The organism is Streptomyces sp. NPDC051664 (assembly GCF_044453545.1).
Taxonomy (GTDB): domain Bacteria; phylum Actinomycetota; class Actinomycetes; order Streptomycetales; family Streptomycetaceae; genus Streptomyces.
Genome location: NZ_JBITCU010000005.1, coordinates 383,179 through 407,520, shown reverse-complemented (window position 1 = coordinate 407,520; position 24,342 = coordinate 383,179). Strand labels below are relative to the sequence as shown.

Below are 24,342 nucleotides of genomic sequence, written 5' to 3'. Positions count from 1 at the left end.
CCGAGGAGCTGCGCAGTGCCAGCCTGTGGGTCACAACCGCCCGCGTCGCGCTGCCTGAGGCCGTCCAGGACGGTGACCACCTCGGCGTCGAGACGATCACCGCCGGGGTGCGCGATCGCGTGGGCCGTATCTCCCTTCACGTCCGTAAGACCCTCCACGCGCTCACTTCGGCGCGACTCGTACGCCGCGTCGAACCGGCCGGAAACCCGGCCCGGTTCGAGGGGCGCACCGTCTCGTCGTCGAGGCCGACTGCGCGGTCGGCGAGGCCCCCTGCTCCTGTCACATGCGATGGCCAAATCTTCTCGATCGACAAGGCCGACGTCGACTACGCCCGTGCCCAACTGTTCCACCACCCGCAGTCTCTGAGCACCGAGATCCGCCCCGCCCGGAAGGATTCCCATGTCTGAGAACCATGATGCGATCGTCACCGACGCAAAATCGGAGGCCGGAGGTGGCTGCCCGGTCGCGCACGGGCGCGCCCCGCACCCGACCCAGGGCGGCGGAAACCGCCAGTGGTGGCCGGAGCGGCTCAACCTGAAGATCCTCGCCAAGAACCCCGCCGTGGCCAACCCCCTCGGCGAGGACTTCGACTACGCCGAAGCCTTCGAGTCCCTCGACCTCGCGGCCGTGAAGCAGGACATCGCCGAGGTGCTCACCACCTCGCAGGACTGGTGGCCCGCAGACTTCGGCAACTACGGCCCCTTCATGATCCGCATGGCATGGCACAGTGCGGGCACCTACCGCATCAGCGACGGCCGCGGCGGCGCCGGTGCCGGGCAGCAGCGCTTCGCCCCCCTCAACAGCTGGCCGGACAACGGCAACCTCGACAAGGCCCGCCGCCTGCTGTGGCCCGTGAAGAAGAAGTACGGCCAGAGCCTCTCCTGGGCCGACCTCATGATCCTCACCGGCAATGTCGCGCTGGAGCAGATGGGCTTCGACACGTTCGGCTTCGCCGGTGGCCGCGAGGACGTCTGGGAGTCCGAGGAGGACGTGTACTGGGGGCCCGAGACCACCTGGCTCGACGATGAGCGCTACACCGGCGACCGTGAGCTGGAGAACCCGCTCGGCGCCGTGCAGATGGGCCTCATCTACGTCAACCCGGAAGGCCCGAACGGCAACCCGGACCCGATCGCCGCGGCCCGCGACATCCGTGAGACCTTCCGCCGGATGGCGATGAACGACGAGGAGACGGTCGCCCTGATCGCGGGCGGTCACACCTTCGGCAAGACCCACGGCGCGGGCCCGGCGGAGAGCGTCGGCGCCGACCCCGAGGCCGCCCCGATCGAGGCGCAGGGCCTGGGCTGGAAGAGCACGTACGGCACGGGCAAGGGCGCCGACGCCATCACCTCCGGCCTGGAGGTCACCTGGACCACCACGCCCACCCGGTGGAGCAACGGCTTCTTCGACAACCTCTTCGGTTACGAGTGGGAGCTGACCCAGAGCCCCGCGGGCGCCAACCAGTGGAAGCCGAAGGACGGCGCGGGCGAGGGCACCGTCCCCGCCGCCCACGACCCCTCGAAGAAGATCGCACCCTCGATGCTCACGACGGACCTGTCGCTGCGCCTCGACCCGATCTACGAGCCGATCTCCCGCCGCTTCCACGAGAACCCCGCGGAGTTCGCGGACGCCTTCGCGCGGGCCTGGTACAAGCTGACCCACCGTGACATGGGCCCGAAGTCGCTCTACCTCGGCCCCGAGGTCCCGGAAGAGACCCTCCTGTGGCAGGACCCGCTGCCGGAGGCGGAGGGCGAGGTCATCGGCGCCGAGGACATCACCGCCCTCAAGGCGAAGATCCTCGGCTCGGACCTGACCGTCTCGCAGCTGGTCTCCACCGCGTGGGCGTCGGCCTCGACGTTCCGCGGCAGCGACAAGCGCGGCGGCGCCAACGGCGCGCGCATCCGACTGGAGTCGCAGCGCGGCTGGGAGGCCAACGACCCCGACCAGCTGGCGGAGGTCCTGCGCACGCTGGAGGGCATCCAGCGTGCCTTCAACTCGGGTGACAAGAACGTCTCCCTGGCCGACCTGATCGTGCTCGGCGGGGTCGCCGCCGTCGAGAAGGCCGCCAAGGACGCCGGTCACGACGTCCAGGTTCCCTTCACCCCGGGCCGCGTCGACGCGACGGACGAGCACACCGACGCGGAGTCCTTCGCCGCGCTGGAGCCGAACGCGGACGGCTTCCGCAATTACCTCGGGAAGGGCAACCGGCTGCCGGCCGAGTACCTGCTGCTCGACCGGGCGAACCTGCTGACCCTGAGCGCTCCGGAGCTGACGGTCCTCGTCGGCGGTCTGCGCGTCCTGGGCGCGAACCACCAGCAGTCCTCGCACGGTGTCCTCACCGGGACCCCCGGGAAGCTGACCAACGACTTCTTCGCCAACCTGCTCGACCTGGGCACGACGTGGAAGGCGACGTCCGAGGACGCGACCACCTTCGAGGGCCGCGACGACGCCACCGGCGAGATCAAGTGGACCGGCACGCGCGCCGACCTCGTCTTCGGGTCGAACTCCGAGCTGCGCGCGCTCGCGGAGGTCTACGCGAGCGATGACGCGAAGGAGAAGTTCGTGAAGGACTTCGTCGCGGCGTGGGACAAGGTGATGAACCTCGACCGGTTCGACCTCGTCTGATCATGACGTCCAGGTCGGCCCCCACCGGCCGACCTGGACGCGCTCCACACGGGTGACATCGCGACCGGGGACGATGCCGGGAACGTCACGATCTTCGACCGTCTCAAGGAGCTCATTCGGGGTCCTGAAGCGCGCCGTTGAGACGCACTGCAGCCCGAGAGCTCGGCGCGCCGCTGGGCCGCTCAAGCCGCGGGAGGCTTTTGTCCCAGGAATACCCTGTCGCCATGGTGCGCGCCGGCAGTCCCCGAGCCGATCGACCGGAGGGGCCTGCGGCTTCGGGCCGGTCCCTGGCCCCGCTTCTCGCGGTGTGCGCGGGCTACTTCATGGTCATCCTGGATGTGACGGTCATCAACGTCGCCGTTCCGGTGGTGGGACGGGAACTGTCGGCCTCGCTCACCGGGATCCAGTGGATCACGGACGGCTACACCTTGGTCTTCGCCGGCCTGTTGCTCATCGGCGGGGCGCTGGGCGACCGGCTGGGAAACCGCCGGATCTTCTGTACCGGGGTGGTGGTGTTCACCGCCGCCTCGGCCGGCTGCGGACTGGCCCGGAGTGCCGGGGCCCTGGTCGCCGCCCGGCTGTTGGAAGGATTCGGTGCGGCACTGATCGTGCCCGGCTCCCTCGCCCTCCTCCTACAGGCGTATCCCTCACCCGCCGAGCGCTCCCGGGCCTTCGGCATCTGGGGCTCGATGGCGGGCATCGCCGCCTGCGCGGGCCCGCTCCTGGGCGGCCTTCTGGTCACCACCTTGGGCTGGCGCTGGGTGTTCTTCATCAACCTGCCCGTCGGATGCGCCTGCCTGTTGCTGACGCTGCGCCGTGTGCCCGCTTCGGCCCGGCGCCCGGACCGTCCCGTGGACTGGCCGGCCCAGTGCGCGCTCATCGCGATGGTGGCCCTGCTCACCGCCGTCCTGAACGAGGCCGGACGGCGTGGCTGGGCGGACCCACTGATCCTCACCGGGGCCGGCCTGTGCGTGCTGGCAGCCGCCGCGTTCGTCCTGCGCGAGCGTCTGGCCCGCACCCCCGTGGTGCCCCTGTGGCTGCTGCGCTCCCGCGCGATGAGCGGGGGCGCGGCCATCGGCCTGCTGTTCAACTTCGCCTTCTACGGCATGGTCTTCACCGCCAGTCTGTACTTCCAGCACCACCGCGGCCTGACCGCGCTGCGCACCGGGATCGCCCTCTTTCCGGCGGTGGCCATGACAATGTTTGCCTCCGTCCTGTCCGGACGACTGGCAGGCACCACCGGACACCGACCGCTCGTGGTCACGGGCATGCTCCTGGGGTCGGCGGGCCTGGCAGGCTGGGCCGCCGCCGGACCGAACCCGGACTACCTGCTACTCGTGGCGCCGATGATGGCGGCGGGCTTCGGCACGTCCTTCGCCCTCACCGGATCAACCGCCACCGCGATGTCAGCCGCGCCCGACAGGTACGCCGGCACCGCCTCCGCCGTGTTCAACACCGCCCGCCAGGTGGGCAGCGCTGCAGGCGTCGCGCTGGGAGGCTCGCTACTGGCCGCCGCTGCCGACTTCACCACCGGACTGAGGACCAGCATGGCCATCGGCGCGGCCGCTTACCTGGCGGCCGCCGTCCTCGCGCTCTTCTGCATCCCGCAGAAGGCACCCCGCCACGTCGCTGACTGACGGCCTGCCAACCCGTCGCCGACGCTCCAGGAATCCACGGAAGCCGGAGCGACCTGCAAAAGGCATTGCAGTTCGTCAGGAACGGTGCAGTACCGCTCCGCCCGCGTACCGCGCCGATGCACCCAACTCCTCCTCGATCCTGATGAGTTGGTTGTACTTCGCCGTACGGTCGGACCGGGACAGCGATCCGGTCTTGATCTGGCCGCAGCCCGTCGCGACCGCCAGGTCCGCGATCGTGGTGTCCTCCGTCTCGCCGGAGCGGTGCGACATGACGACGGTCCACCCCGCACGCTGCGCGGTGGCGACCGTGGCGAGGGCTTCGGTCAGGGTGCCGATCTGGTTGACCTTGACCAGGACGGAGTTGCCGACGCCGGTGCGGATGCCCTCGCGCAGCAGATCCTCGTTGGTGCAGAAGACGTCGTCGCCGGTGAGCTGGCAGCGGTCGCCGACGCGGGCGGTCAGCTCCCGCCAGCCGTCCAGGTCGTCCTCGGCCATCGGGTCCTCGATGGAGACGATCGGGTACGCGTCGATCAGCTTGGTCAGGTATTCGGCGTGCTCGGAGGGCGTGCGGCGCACGCCCTCGCCCGCGTACACGTACATACCGTCCTGGAAGAACTCCGACGAGGCGGGATCCATGACCAGTCCGATGTCCGTGCCGGGCCGGTATCCGGTGCGGTCGATGGCTGTCATGACGAAGTCGAGCGCCTCCTCCGCGGTGCGCAGCGCGGGCGCGAAACCGCCCTCGTCGCCGACGCCCGTGGCGTGCCCGGCGGACAGCAGGTCGCGACGGAGCGTGTGGAAGACCTCAGAACCCATGCGGACGGCTTCCGCGAAGGTCTCCGCACCCACCGGAGCGATCATGAACTCCTGGAAGTCCAGCGGGTTGTCGGCGTGGGCGCCGCCGTTGACGATGTTCATCATCGGCAGCGGGAGAAGGCGGGCGTCGACACCGCCGAGGTAGCGGTAGAGAGGCTGGCGGTGGGCCGCCGCGGCGGCCTTGGCGGCGGCGAGGGAGACGCCGAGAAGTGCGTTGGCGCCGAGGCGGGACTTGTCCGCCGTACCATCGAGTGCGATGAGTGCGGCATCGAGGCCCGCTTGATCGTCGGCGTCGCACCCCATGACCGCTGACGCGATGTCGCCGTTGACGTGGGCGACCGCACGGTCGACGCCCTTGCCGTGCCAGCGCCCGGGGTCCCCGTCACGCAACTCCACGGCTTCCCGTGCGCCGGTCGAGGCGCCGGACGGGACTGCGGCGCGACCGAGGGACCCGTCGACGAGTAGGACATCGGCCTCGACAGTGGGGTTGCCCCGGCTGTCGAGGACCCTGCGGGCGGTGACGGACTGAATGACGGTGGACTCAACTGCCTTGGAAACCATGGGAGGTCCTTCGCGTTGACGCACGCCGCGGCCCTGCTGCGACAACGCTGGCGCGTGCCGCGACAACACCGACTCTACAGCAATGCTGTTCAGTTAAGCTGTTCAGTTCAGCTGCACAGACAGGGGGCGCAGTCTCGCTGGTGATCACCGGTTAAAGTTCCTTATGCCCACCCCGGAACCCGCCGCCCTAGCCACCGAACTGCGTACCGCGATGGGTAAGCTCACGCGGCGCGTGAGGCACGAGGATCGGATCCCGCACGGCCAGATCTCCGTGCTCGGCACCCTTGATCGCGACGGGGCCATGACCACCAGCGATCTCGCCGCGGATCAGCGCGTACGGCCCCAGTCCATGGCCCGTGCGGTCGGGCTGCTCATGGAACAGGGACTGGTCGTCCGCCGGGCGCATCCCACGGACGGCCGCAAGGCCCTGGTCGAGCTCTCCCCTGCGGGACAGGCCGCTCTCGATGCGGAGCGCGGGCGCAGGGCCGGCTGGCTCGCCCAGGCCGTCGAGATCGAGCTCACCGGCGAGGAGCGGGAGGTGCTGGCGCGCAGCGCCGCCCTGATGGAGCGGCTCGCCGCGCGCTGAAACGTGTTTCGCAAGTAGCGTCGTCCGCCCGAAGGGCGGGCCACGCGGCGTCAGCTGCACTGCGCCGCTTCGCGGCTCCGCCTCGGCTCTTTGGTTCATCCTTCGGATGCCGGGCGCTCTCGGCGTGCCGGCCGGAAGCCCTCGTAGTGGATCCACTTGGGCTTTCGGCCGGTGCGGCGAGAGTGCGTGCATGGCGTCGCCTGGCGGACGGGACGTTCAAAACACGCCCTGGGGAACCTCGGCGAGCCAGGAGCGATAGTGGCTGCCGAACGGCTCCGCATCCGCGGTGAGTGCAGTCCTCAGCCAGTCGGCTGACGTGGCGGCCCGAGCGATGACGTCGATCGCCGCCTGGATCGCGGCACCGGAGAAGTCGATGACCTCCGCAGCCATTCGAAGATCCTCCGGCAGGTCGCCCAACCGTCCGCCCCCGAGGGTCAAGGCGACACCCTCCTGAAGCACGACCGTGGCGCCGAGCCGGCGCCTCAACCGGGTTATCACGTCGAGCACCGGCCCCCGGCTGAAGTGGGTGACCATGACGCTCATCAGCCCCTGGCCGACGGACGATCAGCCCTCGTACAGGCCGAGGCCCTCGCCGGCCGCCGCGCGCACCAGGACGTCGGCCAGCTCCACCGGGGTGGAGAGCATCGGGTAGTGGCCGGTGGCCAGTTCGAAGAAGGTGACTCCGGGCTCGGCGAGCTTGGCGAACCGCGGCAGGCCGGTGCCGTGCAGCGTGCGGGCGAACTCCAGGCTGAGGCCGTTCGCGAGGCAGAACACCCCGGTGGTCGGGAGCTTGAGCCAGGCGCCGGTCAGCTCGATCGGCTCGGTGACGGTCCGGACCGGGTGCGGGGTGGCCAGGCGGTGGTAGCGCTCCAGCTCCGCCGGCGGGACGGCGTGCACCGCCGGGATCTCCTCGGGCACCGGGATGACGCCGCCGAGGGCGCGGTCCAGCAGGCCGAGCTGCGGCATCTGTGCCACCACCGACTCACCCGGCTCCGGGGAGCCGGTGTCCACGAACACCACCCGGGCGACCTGTCCGGGGCGCCGGTCGGCCGCCGCGAGGGCGGGGAAGATGCCGTAGCTGTGCGCCACCAGCACAATTCCCGGGCCCTCCGCGTCGAGCAGCGCCGCCACAGCGTCGGTGTGCTCGCCCAGCCCGACGTCGGCGGGGTCCTCCCCCGCCCGCTCGGCCATGCCGGGCAAGGTGACCGGAAGCGCCCGGTGCCCTTGCGCGGTCAGCTCGGCGGCCACCGCCTCCCAGGCCCAGCCACCCATGAAAAGCCCCGGGACCAGCAGAAACGTCGTCATGACAGACCTCTTTCGAAGCATCGCCTGTGCGGTCGGTCAGGACGGTAGGACCTCCCCCTGGGGGAGATTCCAGCCGTTTCTGGCGCGCGGGCAGCAAGATCCGCCGGAAAGGCCCGTGCAGCACCGCGTGGATCTCTTAGAACTCGCGGTGCTCGGTGTCGCGGGACGTGGACGCCGGTTCGGGTGTCGGCGTGCACGAGCCGGCATGGTGGTCTCCCCGTCCACGCTCAGCGCTACCGACTGCGGAGGGCAGCCCAGAAGGAGCACGCAGACTTCAGCCGCCTTCGCGTCAAGGTCCGGGTCGTCGGGACGGGTCAGCCACGGCCTCGGGCAGCACCGGGCCACGGTCCGGAAGGGTGCGTCCGATCGGGCGACCTGGCCGCGGTCCAGGGAGCTCGGGCCGGTACGCACCGACCGCTCAGGGGCGTCGGCGCGCGGGTGGTGCCGGATGATGCGGCGGCTTGGGTTCGGAAGCACGCCAGGTGCGGCGCTGCCTGGCGGGGTAACAGCGACGCAACTGAACGGTCCGGGCGGCCGAACCCCGGTGGCGGCGCAGAGGGACCTTCGTAGGCTTGTCGGTGTCAGTCGACGGGCCTCGCGTTCGGGGGCCCGTTCCCTTGTGCTTGCGAAGGAGCGACGCCATGACCGCATCCTCTGCCCCTGGGGGCTCCCGGCGTTCAGAGACCGATTCCGCCGGCTTCACGGCGTCGCCGCAGCTTACCCAGGCCTTGCAGCAGATCGTGGTGGACCTGGTGGAACTGCACCTCCAGGGGAAGCAGGCCCACTGGAACGTGGTCGGCCACAACTTCCGGGACCTCCACCTGCAACTGGATGAGATCGTCGACGACGCGCGGGAGGCCGCCGACACCATCGCCGAACGCATGCGGGCTCTCGCGGCCTGCCCGGACGGCCGTACCGACACCGTGGCAGCGACCACCACTCTCCCCGCGTTCCCGGAGGGCGAGCAGAGTGTGAGCGCCGTTGTCGACCTCGTCACTGCACGCCTGCGCGCCACCGTCGATACGCTGCGCACCCTCCATGACCAGGTCGACAGCGAGGACCCCTCCACGGCCGACCTGCTGCACGCGATCATCGACTCGCTGGAGAAGCACGCCTGGATGGTCAGCGCGGAAAATCGATCCGCCTGACACCGGCCCTGGAGCGGCCCTGAGAAGGCCCGATGCGTGTTGCGGAAGGCTGTGATGTTGCAGGTCGGGGCGCGGTTTCGAGTGCCCTGATCAGGAGCCCGCGGCGAGGTGGATGTGTGCGACGCCCCGCACCGCAGATGGACGAGGCCACGCAGCTGTCCGAGCCGGCAGATGTGACTCAGCGCGCGGAGCCGACCCCCTGGTCCGGGAGTCGGCCTGACCGGCTGACTGTGAGGATGTCGATGGCGCCGCCCGAGGGGCCTGACCCTCCACCTGACCGACGCGACAGCAGCGTCACCGTGCGTGGTGCGAGGGGTAGAACGGCCGCGCATCCGCGACTTCATGTCCAGGCCCTGGACCGGCTGTTGACCGGTCCAGGGCCTGGACCCCGCGTCAGTTGACTCGACGAGCGTTGACCCCGTCCGCCTCGAAGTCATAGATGTTCTGATTGATCCGGAGACCGTCGACGGCGCCGGCCCACGCGTCGTCGCGGCCCTTGCTTACCGCGGCGGAGTGGATGGTCGGCCTACCGGCGCTTCCGCTGTCGTCGAGCGCGGTCTTGATCTGCGCCCAGGTGCAGCTCGTGGCACAGCCGGTCGCGCCGCCCGCGGCGCCCGTGAGGAACCAGTGCCCGTTCGTGGTGGCATCGACGTACGGGCTCCATTGGTTCTCGTACGTCGTCGGGAATGCAGCCGGCACCCACACCAACGCAGAGTAGTTGTTGGCGGGGAGCGACGTCAGGTTCGGATCGATCTCGAACCTGATGTTCGGCAAGTTGTCCGCGCCGCCGACGAGGACGTTCTCGCTGGTCTGGAAGACGCGGAACCCGACATTCTTCAGGCCCAGCACCGAATCGCCGTAGAAGTCGACCTCGTTGCCGAATTCGGCCTTCTCTCGGTGATCAGAGCCCGCCACGGACTCGTCCGCCACCTCGATTCCAAGGCTGCCCGTTCCATAGGGCGGCCTGGCGGAGGATCCCGTCTTGTCGTACGAGCCGTACGGGCCGTCCCTCAGGTCGGCGACGGGAGAGCCGATCGTGTTGCGGGCGATCACGCCCCAGTGTTCTGAACGCGCTTGGGTGTCTGCGAGAGCAGATACCGATCCTGAGAGGGGCGAGGCGACGATCGCGGCCAGTGCTGTGACCGCAAGCGCCTTTCCCCGACTCACGCGAAAGCGAGCGTTCACGCTCACTCCTTCCGGATAGTTGAAGGGCCAGACATGTGGCTAGCTGAACGACCAGACGTGCGCCGGTGCCCGGCCGGCGCGACGCCCGCCACCGTATCTGACTCTCAGTAGTTGCAGCAGGCACGACATGCTCCACATATGCGGCCATTCATACCTCTAATGTATTGGATGACTTGAGTCATCATCACTTTGCGTAATGGCTCTACGGCCGCTCGAGTTGAAGGCACCTTCGGACCGTCGCGGGCCGAACGACGATTCCGACTTGCGCTGCCGTCCGGCCGCAATCCGGCGGTAGGCGTGCCAGTAGCTGTCGCAGTCGGTCGCCTTGCGCCCGTCGACCGCACGGAAAACCGGCACCGACACGGACACCCCGCCAACTCCCGTACCACCAGGACAGAAACACCGATGACCCGACCATGGGGCAAGCTCCACCGAAACGCCCCCACGGACCCGTAGGCACCGGCCGGGCACCCTCCTCCAACCGCCGGATATGTCTGTGTTTTCGGCATGCGCAACCGGGGGTTGACCATTCCAGGAAGTGCCTCTACGTTTCTCGCAGCCCACTGGTACATCGATTAACCAACATGAATATCGTCCTGGTTGGAGACATCCCGCTGTGCGCTCATCACTGAGTCGGCGCGGTTTCCTCGCTGCGGGCTCCGGCCTCGCCGCCGCTGCCGCACTCCCCGCCCTGTCCGGCTGTTCCGCGCTCGCCTCGGCCGATTCCGACCCCGGCACCCTGCTCGTGCACACCCAGCTCGGCACCACCGCGCCGGGCTCTCCCACTTATACGGCCGTCGTGAAGGCGTTCCACGAGGAGAACCCGGGCCTCCGGGTCAAGAACCTCGTGAACGGCGACGATCTTCCCCAGGTGTACGAGACCTCCCGGCTGGCCCGCAAGGAGCCGGACGTGGTCATGGTCAATCTCTATGACAAGACGCTGGCCTGGACCGATGTCGGGGCCACCGTCGACGTGAAGGGGTATCTCGACGACTGGGGGCTGCGCGAGCGCGTCCTGCCCGCCGCGCTGGAGGAGTGGACCGACAGCAAGGGCAGGCTGCGCGCCTTCCCGTACTTCGCCACCAACTGGCCCGTCGCCTACAACACGGCTCTGCTGGAGCGGGCCGGCGTCGACTCCGTTCCCACCACCGGGGACCAACTGATCGGCGCCGCGCGCAAGCTGCGGGCCAAGGGCATCGCCCCGGTCACCGTCGGCGGCAACGACTGGACGGGACAGAAGCTGCTGGCCCAGATCATCCAGACCTTCCTCACGCCCGACGAGGCCCGGAAGGTCTATACGACCGGCGACTTCAGCGGCAGCAGGGGTGCCCGCGAAGGCATCGACTACTTCGTCCAGCTGCGCGACGCCGGTGTCTTCGCCGACAAGGCGGAGGGGCTGACGTCCGACACGATGACCACGCAGTACAACACCGAGGCGGCGGCCATCCAGTCCGCGATGTCCTCGGCGCTGGCGAAGGTCCCCGCGGGGCCGGCCGGACACACCGAGATCGGCGGCTGGCCGCTGGCTCCCGGCGCCTCGCACAGCAAGCCCACGATCCTGCGCTCGTACACGCTCATCGGCTTCTGGATCAGCCCCAACGGCGTCAAGAAGCTGCCCTCGGTCGAGAAGTTCCTGCGCTTCATGTACCGGCCCGATGTGGTCTCGCGCTTCATCACCGAGAGCGGGCGGGACATGGCTCTCGTGACGGACACGGTCAGCAAGGAGTTCCCGTTGGTGGCCAAGGCCCAGCAGCTCGGCGACCGGGTCGGTCAGGTCCTCCTGCCGGACCTGTACGTCCCCCCGACGGCCACCCAGCCGCTGATCACGGCAACCAGCACCGCCTTCACCCGGGGGACGAGCGCGGCCGCCGTGCGCTCCGCCCTCGAATCCGCCTACCGCACGGCCTGATCCGCGCGCCCGAGCCCTCTGCGAGTCCCCTCATGACGTTGCTCTCGTCCGCCCCGGGCGGCGCCTCGGTCCGCCGGCCGGCCCCGTCCTCGCCGCCCCCCGCCGCTCCCTCGCGCCGTAAGCAGGGCGGCGTCATCCTCGCCGTGCCGGCGCTGGTCTGGTACCTCGTCTTCATGGTCGGCCCACTGGTCGCCATCTTCGTCATCTGCGCGCTCCACTGGCCGGGCATGCTCCAGCCGGTCTCCTTCGCCGGTCTCGGCAACGTCCGTACCGTCCTCGACGACCCGGTGTTCTGGGAGTCGGTGGGCAACACAGCCACCCAACTCGTCATCGCGCTGCCCGTGATGATCGTGGGCGCGTACATGCTGGGGTACTACGTCGCACAGAAGCCGCCGGGTCACCGCGCCCTGCGGTACCTGCTCTTCGTCCCCGGTCTGATCTCCACCCCGGCCAAGGCGATGGTCTTCTACGCGGTCCTCTCGCCGGACGGACTGCTCAACGGCGCACTGGACAAGGTCGGTCTGGGCTCGCTCACCGACGCCTGGCTCGCCTCGCCGTCCACCGCCCTCTTCTGTCTGATCGTCCTCGACGTGTGGAGCGGCATCGGCTTCACGGCCGTGCTGTTCGCCGCCCGGCTGGGAAGCGTGCCCGACGAGATCGGTGAGGCCGCTCAGCTCGACGGCGCCGGTCACTGGCGCGCCATGTGGCGCATCCACTTCCCCGTCATCCGTGACTTCGTCGGTGTCGTGACGATGCTTCAGTTCCTGTGGACCCTGTTCGGCTCCGCGCAGAACGTGCTGCTGCTCACCCAGGGCGGCCCCGGAAGCTCGTCGACAACGTTGTCCTTCCTCGTCTACCAGAAGGCGTTCATCGCGGCCGACCTGGGTTACAGCCAGACCGTCGGTGTCGTCCTGTTCCTGGTCGGTCTGGCCGGGCTGCTGACCATCCGTCGCGTCTTCCGCCAGAACTACTGATCGGAGCGGTTCCATGAAGTTCGGAAGGTCCTGGCTGCCGGCCCACGTCCTCGCCTGGCTGTACGCGGCACTGCTGGTGGTCCCCCTCTACTACCTGCTCGTCTCGGCGTTCAAGACGAACGACCAGATCTTCGGGAGCCCGTTCTCCCTGCCTACCTCGCTCTCCCTCGGCAATTTCGGGGAGGCGTTCTCCTCCGCGGATCTGGGACCGGCCGTCGTCAACTCGGTGCTCGTCACGGTGCTGGCGCTGGCTCTCACACTGGCGCTCGCCATTCCGGCGGCCTTCGCCATCGCCCGTACCGAGGGACCGCTCGGCGCCGCCGTGGAGCGGGTGTTCTCGCTGGGGTTCCTGGTCCCGACGTTCGCCGCGCTCTTCCCCACGTTCCTGCTCGCCGCCGCGACCGGGCTGTTCCACACCCGCGCGTTCATGGTGCTGTTCCTGCCGGCCACGGCGATGCCGCTCTCGGTGGTGATCCTGGTGCAGTTCATGCGGACCATCCCGCGCGAGATGGAGGAGGCGGCGCGCATGGACGGCGCGTCCACCTTTGCCGTCCTGCGACACATCTACACGCCGATGTGCATGCCCGGGATCGCCACCATCCTCCTGCTGAACTTCCTGACCTTCTGGAACGAGTACCTGTACTCGCTCGTCATCATCGGCCCCGACCCCGAGCAGCGCACCGTGCAGGTGGCCCTGCCCACCCTGAAGTCCCTGACCGGCACCGACTACGGCATTCTGACCGCGGGCACGGTGCTCACGCTGGTCCCGGTCTGGGTGGTGTACACGGTGCTCCAGAAGCGCATGCAGCAGGCTCTCGTCAGCGGGGCGGTGAAGATGTGAAGGAACGTCTCAGGGAGCGTCCCGAGGACGCAGGAAGCGTCGCGGGGGCGTCGCCGGGGTCCGACGTCCCGGTCGCGCGTCCGGGCCGGACCCCTGATGGTCCCCCCGGAGAGCGCGGGACCCGCGCAAGCGTCGAGGGAGCCGTCCGGCCCACGATCAAGGCCGTGGCCGCCGCGGCCGGGGTCTCCACCGCTGCGGTCTCCCAGGCCGTCAACGGCACCGGCCGGATCTCGGAGGCCACCCGCCGCCGGGTCCTGGACGCAGCGGCCGAACTGGGCTGGTCGCCCAGCGCGTCCGCGACGGCCCTGCGCCGGGCACGGACCCGGACGATCGCGCTCGTCGTGCGACGCCCCACGGACGTGCTCGGTGCCGACCCGCACTTCAGCGAACTGATCACCGGCCTGGAGGGCGAACTGGCGCCCCGGGGCTACGGTCTGCTGCTCCACCTGGTCGCCGACATGGCCCAGGAGAGCGCGCTGTACGAACGGCTGGTCGCCGAAGGCCGGATCGACGGTGCCGTGCTGACCGACGCGCGGGCGGACGACCCACGCCCTCAGCTGCTGCGGGACCTCGGGCTGCCCGCCGTCCTGCTGGGCGCACCGGACCCCGCGTCGCCGGTGCCCCGCGTCGGCCTCGGGCAGCAGGGCGCCGGTGTGCGTGAGGCCGTCGCGCACCTGCTGGAGCTCGGCCACCGGCGTCTCGCGTACATCGCGGGTCCGGCCGACCTGGTGCACACCAGGCTGCGTCGGGCCGCCTTCGAGGAAGCCCTCGCCGAGGCGGGTCTGCGGCCCGTCGCCGTCCGGCACACCGATTTCACGGAGGAGGCGGCCGTCGCGGTCACGGAGGAACTGCTCGCCCTGCCCGACCGGCCGACCGCTCTGGTGTTCCCCAACGACTCCATGGCCGTCTGCGGCATCGGTACGGCCCAGCGCAGCGGGCTCCAGGTGCCCGGGGAAGTGTCGGTGGTGGGGTACGACAACCTGCCGCTCGGCCGCTGGCTGCACCCCCGGCTCACCACCGTGGACCAGCAGGTGCAACGGGTCGGTGCGGCCGCCGCCCGCACGCTGCTCGTGCGGTGCGGTGAGAACGTACCCCCGCCGGTCCTCGACGGACGTCCGCGCCTGGTCGTACGGGAGTCGACCGGTCCCGTGCCCTCCGCACCCTGAAACATGCGTCCTCCGCTCCGCACCGCACGCGCCCCCCGAGGGAACGGCCCCGCCTTGTCCCGCGGCTCCCCCGGCCCGGACCGGCCCGCCCCCCGGCCGCACCGATCCACCCCCGTACATCGAAGAGGTCACAGAAGGACCATGCGACGCCACAGCGCCCAGCTCAACCATGACTCCGCCGCTCTCCCCTGGCTCGGCGCCAACTTCTGGTCCCGCACCGGCGGTCCGCTGATGTGGCGGAACTACGAGCCGAAGACGGTACGCGAGGAGATCGCCGTCCTACGGGACCACGGGCTGAACATGACCCGGTCGTTCTTCTACTGGCCCGACTTCCACCCCGAGCCCGGACGGATCGACGAGGAGCTGTGCGACCGCTTCCGTGACTTCCTGGACGCCCACACCGAGGCGGGGATGGGGACGGTACCCACCTTCATCGTCGGCCACATGTCGGGCGAGAACTGGGACCCCGCGTGGCGCGGGGACCGTGATCTGTACGAGGACGTGTGGCTCGTCGGGCGGCAGGCGTGGTTCGTCTCCCAGATGACCCGGCGCTTCAAGGACCACCCCGCGGTCACCGGCTGGCTGATCACCAACGAGATGCCGGGCTACGGCCGGATCTACCAGGTCGACCCGCCATCCAGCGAAGTCGTCACCGCCTGGGCGCAATTCATGTGCGACGCCGTGCGCGCGGCGGGCGGCACCCAGCCCGTGTCACTCGGGGACGGCGCGTGGGGCATCGAGGTGACCGGCCGCGACAACGGCTTCTCGCTGCGGGACACCGCCGAGTACGTGGACTTCGTGGGGCCGCACGTCTACCGCTCGGACACGGACCGACCGCGCCAGCACTACCGCGCCGCGTTCGAGTGCGAACTCGCCGCCGTCACCGGCCAGCCGGTCGTGCTGGAGGAGTTCGGGCTCTCGACCGACACGGTCTCGGCGGCGAACGCGGGCGTGTTCTACCGGCAGACCCTGCACAACTCGCTGCTCGGCGGGGCCACCGGCTGGATCGCCTGGAACAACACGGACTACGACGACCTCTGGGAGCAGTCGCCGTACGACCACCACCCCTTCGAGATGCACTTCGGGATCACCGACCACACCGGCCGGCCGAAGGAGCCGCTGCGTGAACTGGCCGATTTCGCCGAGGTGCTGAAGCGGGTCGACTTCGCGCGCTGCCGCCGGACGGACGCCGACACCGCCTTGGTCGTGCCCGCCTTCCTGGAGCGCGGCTACCCCTACAGCCGGCCCGCCGACCGGCCGCTGATCTTCACCTCGCTGCACCAGGGGTACGTGGCCGCGCGCGGCGCGGACCTGCCCGTGGCGTTCGCCCGGGAAGCGGACGGGTTGCCGGACGACGCCGCACTGTATCTGCTGCCCTCGACGCGGCAGTTGACCACCCGCACGCGGCGGGCGCTGGAACGCCGTGCCCGCGAGGGCGCCACGGTCTACCTGTCGTTCTGCTCGGGTGAGCACCCGACGACACGCGGTCCGTGGTTCCACGACCTGGACGGCCTGTTCGGCGTGGAGCTCCAGCTCTCCTACGGTGTCGCGGAGCCGATCGAGGACGACGTCCTGGAAATGACGTTCTCCGAGGACTTCGGCTCCATCGCCGCGGGCGAGACCCTGACGTTCCCGGTCGCCGGCAACGAGGACAGCCGCGCCTACCTGCCGGTGGTCCCGGCCGGTGCACGGGTCGTCGCCACCGACGCGCACGGCCGCCCGGCGCTGCTGTGCCACGAGACGGGCGAGGGCCGTACGGTCCTGGCCACCTATCCACTGGAGCACATGGCTGCCCGCACGGCCCGCGCCAACCCGGAGCAGACGCACCGGCTGTACGCGGCGCTCGCCGAACTCGCCGGGGCCGTACGGCCGGTGACGGTCGACACGCCGTACGTCGCCGCGGACACCCTGGTCCGCGAGGACGGCACCCGCTATGTGTGGCTGGTGAGCCAGTCGGGCGGGGAGCTGACCGTCCGTCCGTCGGCGGACGGGGAACTGCGCGAGCTGACCGGTGGCGAACCGGTGAGGGACGTGGTGATCGGCCCGTACGGGGTGCGCGTCCTCGAACTGCGCTGACCGGCCGGGGCCCTTCTCGTTCGGTCCGGTCCGGACACGCGGGTCCGGACCGAGCGAGAGCCCCGCCGTACGAATTGCCGTACCGCACAACCGCTCTGTCCTGCCCCGTGAAAGTGAGCCACCCGATGTCCGAGCCGCTCTTCCGTGATCCCACGGCGCCCGTCGCCGACCGGGTGCGTGACCTGCTGGCGCGGATGACGCTCACCGAGAAGGTGGGCCAGGTCAACCAACGGATGTACGGGTGGGACGCGTACGAACGCACCTCCTCGGGCCACGAGCTGACCGAGGCGTTCCGGACGGAGGTGGCCGCCCACGACGGGATGGGCGCGCTCTACGGGTTGCAGCGCGCCGACCCCTGGTCGGGTGTGACGGCGGAAACCGGCATCGGCGCGGCGGACGGCGCGCGGGTCTCCGACGCCGTCCAGCGGCATGTGGTGGAAAACACCCGGCTCGGCATCCCCGTCCTGCTGGTCGAGGAGATGCCGCACGGCCTCCAGGCGCTGGACGGCACACTGCTGCCGGTGAACCTGGCGGTCGGCGCCACCTGGAACCCGGAGTTGTACGAGGAGGCCGCCGCCCTCGCCGCCGCGCAACTCCGGTCGCGCGGCGGCCATGTGGCGCTGGTGTCCGCGCTCGACCTGGTGCGGGATCCGCGCTGGGGCCGCGCGGAGGAGTGTTTCGGCGAGGATCCGTACCTGGCGGCGCGGTTCACCGAAGCCCTGGTGCGCGGTGTCCAGGGGCCGCCGGAGAGTCACTTCGGGCCGGACCGGGCTGCTGTCGTACTCAAACACTTCGCCGGGCAGGGAGCCACGGTCGGCGGCCGCAACAGCGCGGCCACCGAGCTCGGCGCCCGCGAGCTGCACGAGATCCATCTGGAGGCCGCTCTGGCAGGGATCCGGGCCGGGGCGGCAGGTGTCATGGCGGCGTACAACGAATTCGACGGCATCCCCTGTGCGGCCAACCGGGAGCTGATGACCGGGATCCTGCGCGAACGGTGGGGGTTCACCGGTCTCGTGATGGCCGACGGGCTCGCGCTCGACCGCCTGGTGCGGCTGGCCGGGGACCCGGTGGCGGCCGGCGCGCTGGCACTGGAAGCGGGGACCGATCTGAGTCTTTGGGACGCATGTTTCCCCCGGCTCGAGCAGGCCGTGCGGCGCGGGCTGGTCGACGAGAGCACCCTCGACACCGCGGTCGGGCGGGTCCTCGCGCTGAAGTTCCGGCTCGGCCTCTTCGAGCACCCGTACACCGGGGAGCGCGCGCCGGCTCCGGGGCCGGAACTGCTGAGCGAGCGTATCGCCCGGGAATCCGTCACGCTCCTCGCACACGACGGCGTGACGCTGCCGCTCACCGACCGCGTCCGCCGGATCGCGGTCATCGGCCCGAACGCCGACTCCGTACCGCAGCAGATCGGCGACTACACCGCGCCCCAGCGGCCCGGCACGGGCATCAGCGTTCTCGACGGCCTCATGGCCGCGGCTCCGGACGGCACGGAGGTCGCGCACTCCCGGGGCAGCGATCTCGTCGGCGGCGATCTGTCGGCCCTCCCCGGGGCGGTCGCTCTCGCGGCCGGTGCCGATGTCGCGGTGGTGGTGCTCGGCGGTTCGAGCGCGCGGGCGTCGGGGACGCGATTCGACGCCAACGGAGCCGCTGTCGTCGCCTCGGGCAATCCCGTGGAAATGACCTGCGGGGAAGGTGTGGACCTGGCTGAACTCGGGCTTCCCGAAGGACAGTCGGCTCTGCTCGACGCGGTCGCCGCGACGGGCACCCCCGTCGTCATGGTGCTGGTCCAGGGACGTCCGCACGCGCTGCCGGATCCCGCCGACCGGGCCGGGGCGGTGCTGAGCGCCTGGTACCCCGGCCCGTGGGGTGGGCGCGCGGTGGCGGACGTGCTGTTCGGTGCGGCGGAACCCGTGGGCCGGCTGCCCGTCTCGGTGCCCCGGTCGTCGGCCCAGCTGCCCGTCTTCTACAACGGGAAGGACCACGGCTACCGCGGTTATGCCGACCAGCCCGCCACCGCCCGCCACGCGTTCGGCCACGGCCTGGCCTACACGTCGGTCGAGTACGGCGCACCACGGCTGTCCCGCGCGTGCGTCGCGGTGGCGGAGTTCGACGCGGACGCGCCGCGTGGAGCCGCGGAGCCACTCCTGTGCATGGTGGAGGTGCACAACACAGGCGACCGGTCCGTCAGCGAGACGGTGCAGCTCTACGTGCGCCGGGTGCTCGGCGGCACGTCGTGGCCGCGGGTGCGGGAACTGCGCGGCTTCGCCCGGATCGAGCTGGTGCCCGGGGAACGGGCCGAGGTCTCCTTCCCGGTGGGGGCTCAGACCCTGGCATCCGTCACCCGCGCGTGGGAGCGTGCGGTGGAGCCGGGAGAGTTCGCGATCGAGACGGGACCGTCCTCGGACCGGACCCGCGGCGTCCGGCTCACCGTGACCGCCCCGACGAGCGGCAGGGAGACGAAGATCTGAGCCCGGACGCTCAATTCCGCCCCCCTTCCCCGGAAGGGGGGCGGAATTGCGCCCGGTCGCGGTCAGTCACTGACAGTTGCTCAGACCGGGCGGCAGAAGCAGCTAACCAGATCACCCGGTTCCGAACAAAACGCCGATCGGCCAGACGGGTGTACGGCCCATAAGTGCGGTGCAGCGACGGGAATTTGGAGACACCCTGAAGTCATGGTGACACCTCGCTGGATCATTCAGGCCCCCACACCTTCCGGAGGCAGACCTGTGACGATGCAGATCAACGGTTGCGAACGGCGGTTGGGGACCGCGCACAGCGATCACGACCTTGTCGTGCTTCTGTCCGCCGCCGGACTGGCTGACCCGGAGCGGGTTCTCGACGATCCCTGCGTGATCGAGTGGCAGGGCGCCCGCGCGCACGTGTACCAGGCCGGCTGACCGAAAGGGCAGACAGCCCCTGCCCGCCCCTTGTCGGGGATGCTGTCATGAGGGCCGCCCCGGTAGGTTCGGGATCTACGGGCAGCGCAATCTCCCGGAGTCCTCGAAGGCGAACGCCCTGACGAACCTCGCCCGGCCCCGCGCACGACTTCGTCTCGACACAGCGCTGGACGGCCTGGCCGCCACCTTGCGCAGGTTGATCGCCCGCCCCGACGAGCGCAACTGTGAGTGCCACTGGGGCAGCGCCGAAGATCTCGCTCAGCTCAAGGTGTCGGACACGGAGTCGGCCCCGAACCTCCTGGAGCGCACATGGCAGGCCATCGACAGGAGCGATCACGCATCAGTACTGCGCCGGATCCTGCCCCAGTTCGCCACGGCCCTCGTCAGCGGTCTCATCACACGCCTATCGCGCCATCGATGCGCTCACGGAGCAGATCGGCGTGTCCGTTGTGCCGGGCGTATTCCTCGACCATGTGGATGAGCACCCAGCGCAGCGACACTGTCCCGCGCCATGAGTCCTCGCCCACCAGGTCCAGGTGGGGCGCCTCAACAACGAAGGCGTCGGCGAACGCTACCTCGGCGCGCCATGCCTCCCAGGCCTTGTCCACAACGGCGGGATCGGACACCGCACCGTCGAAGTCGCCGTCGGGCTCGGCCGACGAGGAGAAGCGCGGTGGTGCGTCCTGGCCTGCGAGGACCTGGCGGAACCATCGGCGTTCCACGTCGGCAAGATGGCGGACGAGGCCGGGCAGCGAGAGGGTGGAGGGCTCGACGGAGCGCCGGGACAGTTCCGCGTCCAGACCGGCACACTTCAGTTCCAGCGTCGTGCGCTGAGCCCTGAGGAAGCCGACGAGCATGCCGCGTTCTTCGCCGGTCGAGGGAGCACGGAGCCGGGGGTCGTCGTCGGGTCCGACGAACATGGCGGCTCTTCTCTGTGGGCTGGTCGTACTCATGCTGCCTCTCCTTCAGGGCTTGACGGTGATGGCGCGGGCACGGCCGCTTCGGAAGGTACAGGCGGTGACGGCCGGAGCGGTGGGCAGCAGGAGAAAAGGCAACGGACCAACCCGACACTCATCACCGCACCACTGAGGAGGGAGTCGTACCGGAGAGCCCGTCGACGGGGGCGGCAGGAACGTCGCGGCCGGCAGACCCGCCGGGGTGCACTGCCCGAGTGATCAGCGGCCCGGACCAGGACAGTTGAGCCGTCGGCCCCGGCGTCTGCTTCCGGATACAGGATCTGTCTGATTGTGACCGGTCAACCTGATTGGAAGGTGGCGACCGGGTCACACGGATGCCATGACGTCCACTGACGCAAGGAGAGCCGGCAAGCGACGCGGGAGTTCCGAGCACCTCGAATCGTCGGGGGGGCCGGGAGCGCGTGAGCCTCGGCCCGGCCGCCCGGGGCGGTGGGTGAAGGCGGTCGCGCTCCTCGCGGCCGCACTCGCTCTGCTGCTCATCGGCACCCGTCTCAGCGTGCTTCCCGGCATCGGTGACTTCTTCGGCGAAAAGACACAGGACCGCTCGGGACCAGCAGTGCTTAAGTCGATCCAGGACATGAGCTCGTACGAGGCGGCCTCCGGAAACTTCCAGGTCGTGGTGGATCTGGAGAAGGACGCGAAGTTCCTGCCGGATGCCATCCGCGGCACCCGCACCCTGTATGTCGGTGCCGGCACCGTCGGTGCGTCCGTCGACCTCGGAAAGGTGGCGAGTGACGGCGTGGTGATCAACAAGGAGCGCACCACGGCCGACATCCGACTGCCGCATGCCGTACTGGGCAAGCCGGCACTGGACCCGGACCGCTCCTACGCCGTCTCCAAGCAACGCGGCTTCCTGGACCGGATCGGCGACTTCTTCTCGGACAACCCCAGCAGTGAGCAGGCGGTCAACAAACTCGCCGCCCAGCACATCGGCGAGGCTGCCAAGGACAGCGGCCTGACCGGCCGCGCCGAGAAGAACACCACAAACATGCTCAAGGGCCTGCTCGGCTCACTGGGGTTCGACCGGGTCACCGTGCACTACGGCCAGGAAGCCCCGTAGTTCAGCGGCACGGCACCGACGTGCGCCCGGCACGGTCGGGCGCACCCGGAACGCAATGAACTCCGAGCCGCCGCCGACCGGTACCGCCGGTACCTGCGGCACCCAAGCACGATCCGGAGAAGACCGGCAGCCAGGCCGTCCCCCTGCGCAATAGCTCATCGGGCGGCGGACGGCCACCCGGCTTCGACGACGAGCTTCACGTCCTAGCCGATGAGGGTCTCCTTCGGGCGAACGACGCAGAACTCGTTCCCCTCCGGATCGGCCAGCACGGTCCACGACTCGCTGCCGCTCTGCCCGACGTCCGCCCTGCGGGCGCCAAGTGCGAGGATGCGCTCGGTCTCGGACTCCCGGTCCTCCGCGGCGGACGTCAGGTCGAGGTGCAGACGGTTCTTGACGACCTTACGGTCCGTCACGGGCATGAAGCAGATGCCCACCGGCGCGGTCTCGTCCGGCCCGATCACGACCTCCCGCTCCCGCTCGGACAGGATCCGCCAGCCCAGCACCTCAGCCCAGAACCGGGCCAGGGCGGGCAGGTCGTGGGCGTCGATGACGATGTGATGCAGCGAGACAGGCATGTCGGCCAGTGTGCCCGGCGATCACCCCGACAGAACTTGGTGCAGAACCTAATACTTGCTGATCTCCCAGAAGCGGAAGACGGTCGAGGCGTCCAGGGTCCACTCCAGGCCCGCGATGTCGTCGTGCGCCACCGCGTACTGCTTGCCCTGCCACAGCGGCAGGATCGGCAGGTCCTGGGCCACGTCGTCCTGGAGCTCGCCGAAGTCCTTCTCGGTGGAGCCCCGTTCGGCCTTGGCGGCGGTTTCGGGGATGATCCGGCCGGTGATGTCCTTGTTCACGTAGCGGTTCTGCAGGACGTTGTCCTTGCCGAAGAACGGCTGGGTGAAGTTGTCCGGGTCGGGGTAGTCCGGGACCCAGCCCTTCACGTAGACGCCGAGCTCGCCGGCCGCGATCCGCTTCTCGTACTGGTCGAAGGGCAGCGACTTGACCTCCGCGTCGAACAGTCCGCTCGCGTTGAGCTGCTTGGCGATCGCACGGAACGCGTCGTCGGTGGCGGGACCGTAACGGCTCGGTGTGGACCACAGCGTGAGCTTCACCTTGTCGGTGATGCCTGCGGTACGCAGTGCCTCTTCTGCCTTGGCCGGCTGCGGGCTGCCGCCGTACACATCGAAGTACGCGGTGTTGTGGGCCGTGATGCCGGCGGGGACGATCGAGTACAGCGGGGTGGCCGTGGAGTGGTAGACCTCGCTGACGAGAGCGTCACGATTCACCAGGTACGCGATGGCCTTGCGTACGGGGAGCTGTCCGACCACCGGATCCTTCATGTTGAAGACCAGGTGCTGCACCTCGGCGCTGGTGCCTTCGACGACGTCGATGCCCTTGTCGGCCGCGGCGGCGGAATCCTCCAGTTTGGAGATGTCCCGGGCGGTCAGACCTCGGTAGGCGACATCGATGTCCCCCTTCTCCAGCGCGGACGCCAGCTTCGTCTGGTCGCCCCGGAAGAAGTCGAGGGTGATGCCCGAGTTCTTCACCCGTGCTGTGCCCTGGTAGCCGGAGTTGACCGTGAAGACGGCCTTCGACTTGTCGAGGGACTTCAGCTTGTAGGGCCCCGACCCGACGGCCTTGCCGTCCTTGCGCAGGCTGTTCGCCGGGTACTCGCTGTGGTCCACGATGGAGCCGGCGCCCGAGGCGATCTTGCTGGGGAAAGTGGCGTCAGGAACCTTGAGCTGGAAGACGACCGTTCGCGCGTCCGGATTGGTGATCTTCTCGATCGTGGAGAGCAGCGGCGCGGGGCCGGCGGGGTCGTCGATCCGGATCGCCCGCTCGAAGGAGTACTTGACGTCCTCGGAGGTGAGACTGTGGCCGTTGCTGAAGGTCAGACCGTCACGGAGCGTGCACCGATAGGTCCTGTTGCCGTCCTCGAACGTGCAGGACTTCGCCGCTTCCGGCTGGGGGGTCGAGCTGCCTCGGGGAAAACTGAGCAGGGACTGGAAGACATTGTTGAACAGCAGCCAGGACCCCGGGTCGTAGCCCGAGGCCGGATCCGCGGCCAGGACGTCGTCCGACATGCCCACCACGATCGAGTTGCCGGCCCCCGCTGTGCCTCCTTCGGACTGGATGCTGCAGCTGCTCAGCAGGGCCACCGCGAGACCGGCCCCGACGGGAGCGCTTGCCCACCGCTTGCGTATGTTCACAGAACTGCCTCGTGTTTTCTGTCGGCCGCACGGGGTGTCCCACACGGCCGGGATTGATCAGGAACCATCGGTTGCGGACCTGGTGGGTCCGTTCGGGGATGGTGCAGCTGCCCCACCGCCTGAGCCAGGTCCGGTTGGACCGGGAGCTGTAGCCTTTGCCGCCCAAGACACGGTCAGGCCGGCCCCGGGGACGTCCGGGCCGGTCCGGGGCATCCGAATCTCCTCCATCACAGCGGTGCACCGGGACAGTCGTTGCCGTTCCCGGCGTCCGTCCGCGGCCCCCTCCAGATGCGGGGAGGCTCCGCGCATCCGGACCGGGGAAGCGAGTGCTTTCACTCCGATCATAATGGCGGGCGGCGGCGCCTCTTTGCG

Annotated in this window: 19 protein-coding genes; 12 read left to right on the top strand and 7 right to left on the bottom strand. The window is 69.7% G+C overall.

Annotated elements, in window-relative coordinates:
• Positions 1-399 precede the first annotated feature (399 nt).
• Both katG and ACIA8E_RS13195 read left to right on the top strand, forming a co-directional pair.
• Positions 400-2,622, top strand: coding sequence for a catalase/peroxidase HPI (gene katG, locus ACIA8E_RS13200; protein WP_399297463.1), 2,223 nt, complete (start codon positions 400-402; stop codon positions 2,620-2,622).
• A 224-nt stretch (positions 2,623-2,846) separates the two neighbouring features.
• Positions 2,847-4,259, top strand: a complete 1,413-nt coding sequence (locus ACIA8E_RS13195; RefSeq protein ID WP_399297461.1) for an MFS transporter — start codon at positions 2,847-2,849, stop codon at positions 4,257-4,259.
• A 75-nt stretch (positions 4,260-4,334) separates the two neighbouring features.
• Here the strand turns inward: ACIA8E_RS13195 and eno are convergent, their stop codons facing one another.
• Positions 4,335-5,636, bottom strand: coding sequence for a phosphopyruvate hydratase (gene eno, locus ACIA8E_RS13190; RefSeq protein ID WP_399297459.1), 1,302 nt, complete (start codon positions 5,634-5,636; stop codon positions 4,335-4,337).
• A 163-nt stretch (positions 5,637-5,799) separates the two neighbouring features.
• Between eno and ACIA8E_RS13185 the strand changes: the two genes are divergently transcribed.
• Complete coding sequence (locus ACIA8E_RS13185; protein WP_399297457.1) at positions 5,800-6,222, top strand: MarR family winged helix-turn-helix transcriptional regulator; 423 nt, start codon at positions 5,800-5,802, stop codon at positions 6,220-6,222.
• Positions 6,223-6,438: 216 nt separating this feature from the next.
• On the opposite strand, the gene ACIA8E_RS13180 is transcribed toward ACIA8E_RS13185, so the two are convergent.
• A complete protein-coding gene (locus ACIA8E_RS13180; RefSeq protein WP_399297455.1) occupies positions 6,439-6,765 on the bottom strand; it encodes a hypothetical protein in 327 nt (108 codons plus the stop codon).
• A gap of 21 nt (positions 6,766-6,786) precedes the next feature.
• Entirely contained in the window at positions 6,787-7,527 is a 741-nt protein-coding gene (locus tag ACIA8E_RS13175; protein WP_399297453.1) for an alpha/beta fold hydrolase, read from the bottom strand.
• A gap of 641 nt (positions 7,528-8,168) precedes the next feature.
• Here ACIA8E_RS13175 and ACIA8E_RS13170 point away from each other — a divergent pair.
• Positions 8,169-8,675: a Dps family protein gene (locus tag ACIA8E_RS13170; RefSeq protein ID WP_399297451.1), complete on the top strand. Its 507-nt coding sequence runs from the start codon at positions 8,169-8,171 to the stop codon at positions 8,673-8,675.
• 393 nt (positions 8,676-9,068) lie between these two features.
• Here the strand turns inward: ACIA8E_RS13170 and ACIA8E_RS13165 are convergent, their stop codons facing one another.
• A complete protein-coding gene (locus ACIA8E_RS13165; RefSeq protein WP_399297449.1) occupies positions 9,069-9,728 on the bottom strand; it encodes a hypothetical protein in 660 nt (219 codons plus the stop codon).
• Between the two features lie 748 nt (positions 9,729-10,476).
• Here ACIA8E_RS13165 and ACIA8E_RS13160 point away from each other — a divergent pair.
• The 7 genes from ACIA8E_RS13160 (at position 10,477) to ACIA8E_RS13130 (ending at position 19,723) form a co-directional block, all read left to right on the top strand.
• Positions 10,477-11,769 (top strand): ABC transporter substrate-binding protein, encoded by a 1,293-nt coding sequence (locus tag ACIA8E_RS13160; RefSeq protein WP_399297447.1) that lies wholly within the window; start codon positions 10,477-10,479, stop codon positions 11,767-11,769.
• A 32-nt stretch (positions 11,770-11,801) separates the two neighbouring features.
• Positions 11,802-12,743 carry a carbohydrate ABC transporter permease gene (locus ACIA8E_RS13155; RefSeq protein WP_399297445.1) on the top strand — a complete coding sequence of 314 codons (942 nt, stop codon included), beginning with the start codon at positions 11,802-11,804 and terminating at the stop codon, positions 12,741-12,743.
• Between the two features lie 13 nt (positions 12,744-12,756).
• Positions 12,757-13,584: a carbohydrate ABC transporter permease gene (locus ACIA8E_RS13150; protein WP_399297443.1), complete on the top strand. Its 828-nt coding sequence runs from the start codon at positions 12,757-12,759 to the stop codon at positions 13,582-13,584.
• 164 nt (positions 13,585-13,748) lie between these two features.
• Positions 13,749-14,750, top strand: a complete 1,002-nt coding sequence (locus tag ACIA8E_RS13145; RefSeq protein WP_399297441.1) for a LacI family DNA-binding transcriptional regulator — start codon at positions 13,749-13,751, stop codon at positions 14,748-14,750.
• A 141-nt stretch (positions 14,751-14,891) separates the two neighbouring features.
• The gene (locus ACIA8E_RS13140; protein ID WP_399297439.1) at positions 14,892-16,826 is read left to right on the top strand and encodes a cellulase family glycosylhydrolase; all 1,935 of its coding nucleotides are present in this window, start codon (positions 14,892-14,894) and stop codon (positions 16,824-16,826) included.
• Positions 16,827-16,951: 125 nt separating this feature from the next.
• Complete coding sequence (locus tag ACIA8E_RS13135) at positions 16,952-19,294, top strand: glycoside hydrolase family 3 N-terminal domain-containing protein (protein WP_399297437.1); 2,343 nt, start codon at positions 16,952-16,954, stop codon at positions 19,292-19,294.
• Between the two features lie 258 nt (positions 19,295-19,552).
• Positions 19,553-19,723, top strand: a complete 171-nt coding sequence (locus tag ACIA8E_RS13130) for a hypothetical protein (RefSeq protein WP_399297435.1) — start codon at positions 19,553-19,555, stop codon at positions 19,721-19,723.
• A gap of 395 nt (positions 19,724-20,118) precedes the next feature.
• Here the strand turns inward: ACIA8E_RS13130 and ACIA8E_RS13125 are convergent, their stop codons facing one another.
• Entirely contained in the window at positions 20,119-20,676 is a 558-nt protein-coding gene (locus tag ACIA8E_RS13125) for a DinB family protein (protein ID WP_399297433.1), read from the bottom strand.
• A gap of 343 nt (positions 20,677-21,019) precedes the next feature.
• On the opposite strand from ACIA8E_RS13125, the gene ACIA8E_RS13120 reads away from it, so the two are divergent.
• On the top strand, positions 21,020-21,760 hold the full coding sequence (locus ACIA8E_RS13120) for a DUF4230 domain-containing protein (RefSeq protein ID WP_399297431.1): 741 nt from the start codon (positions 21,020-21,022) through the stop codon (positions 21,758-21,760).
• Positions 21,761-21,963: 203 nt separating this feature from the next.
• Here ACIA8E_RS13120 and ACIA8E_RS13115 read toward each other — a convergent pair whose 3' ends face one another.
• On the bottom strand, positions 21,964-22,335 hold the full coding sequence (locus ACIA8E_RS13115) for a VOC family protein (protein ID WP_399297429.1): 372 nt from the start codon (positions 22,333-22,335) through the stop codon (positions 21,964-21,966).
• Positions 22,336-22,383: 48 nt separating this feature from the next.
• Complete coding sequence (locus ACIA8E_RS13110; RefSeq protein WP_399297427.1) at positions 22,384-23,970, bottom strand: ABC transporter substrate-binding protein; 1,587 nt, start codon at positions 23,968-23,970, stop codon at positions 22,384-22,386.
• Positions 23,971-24,342: the final 372 nt, after the last annotated feature.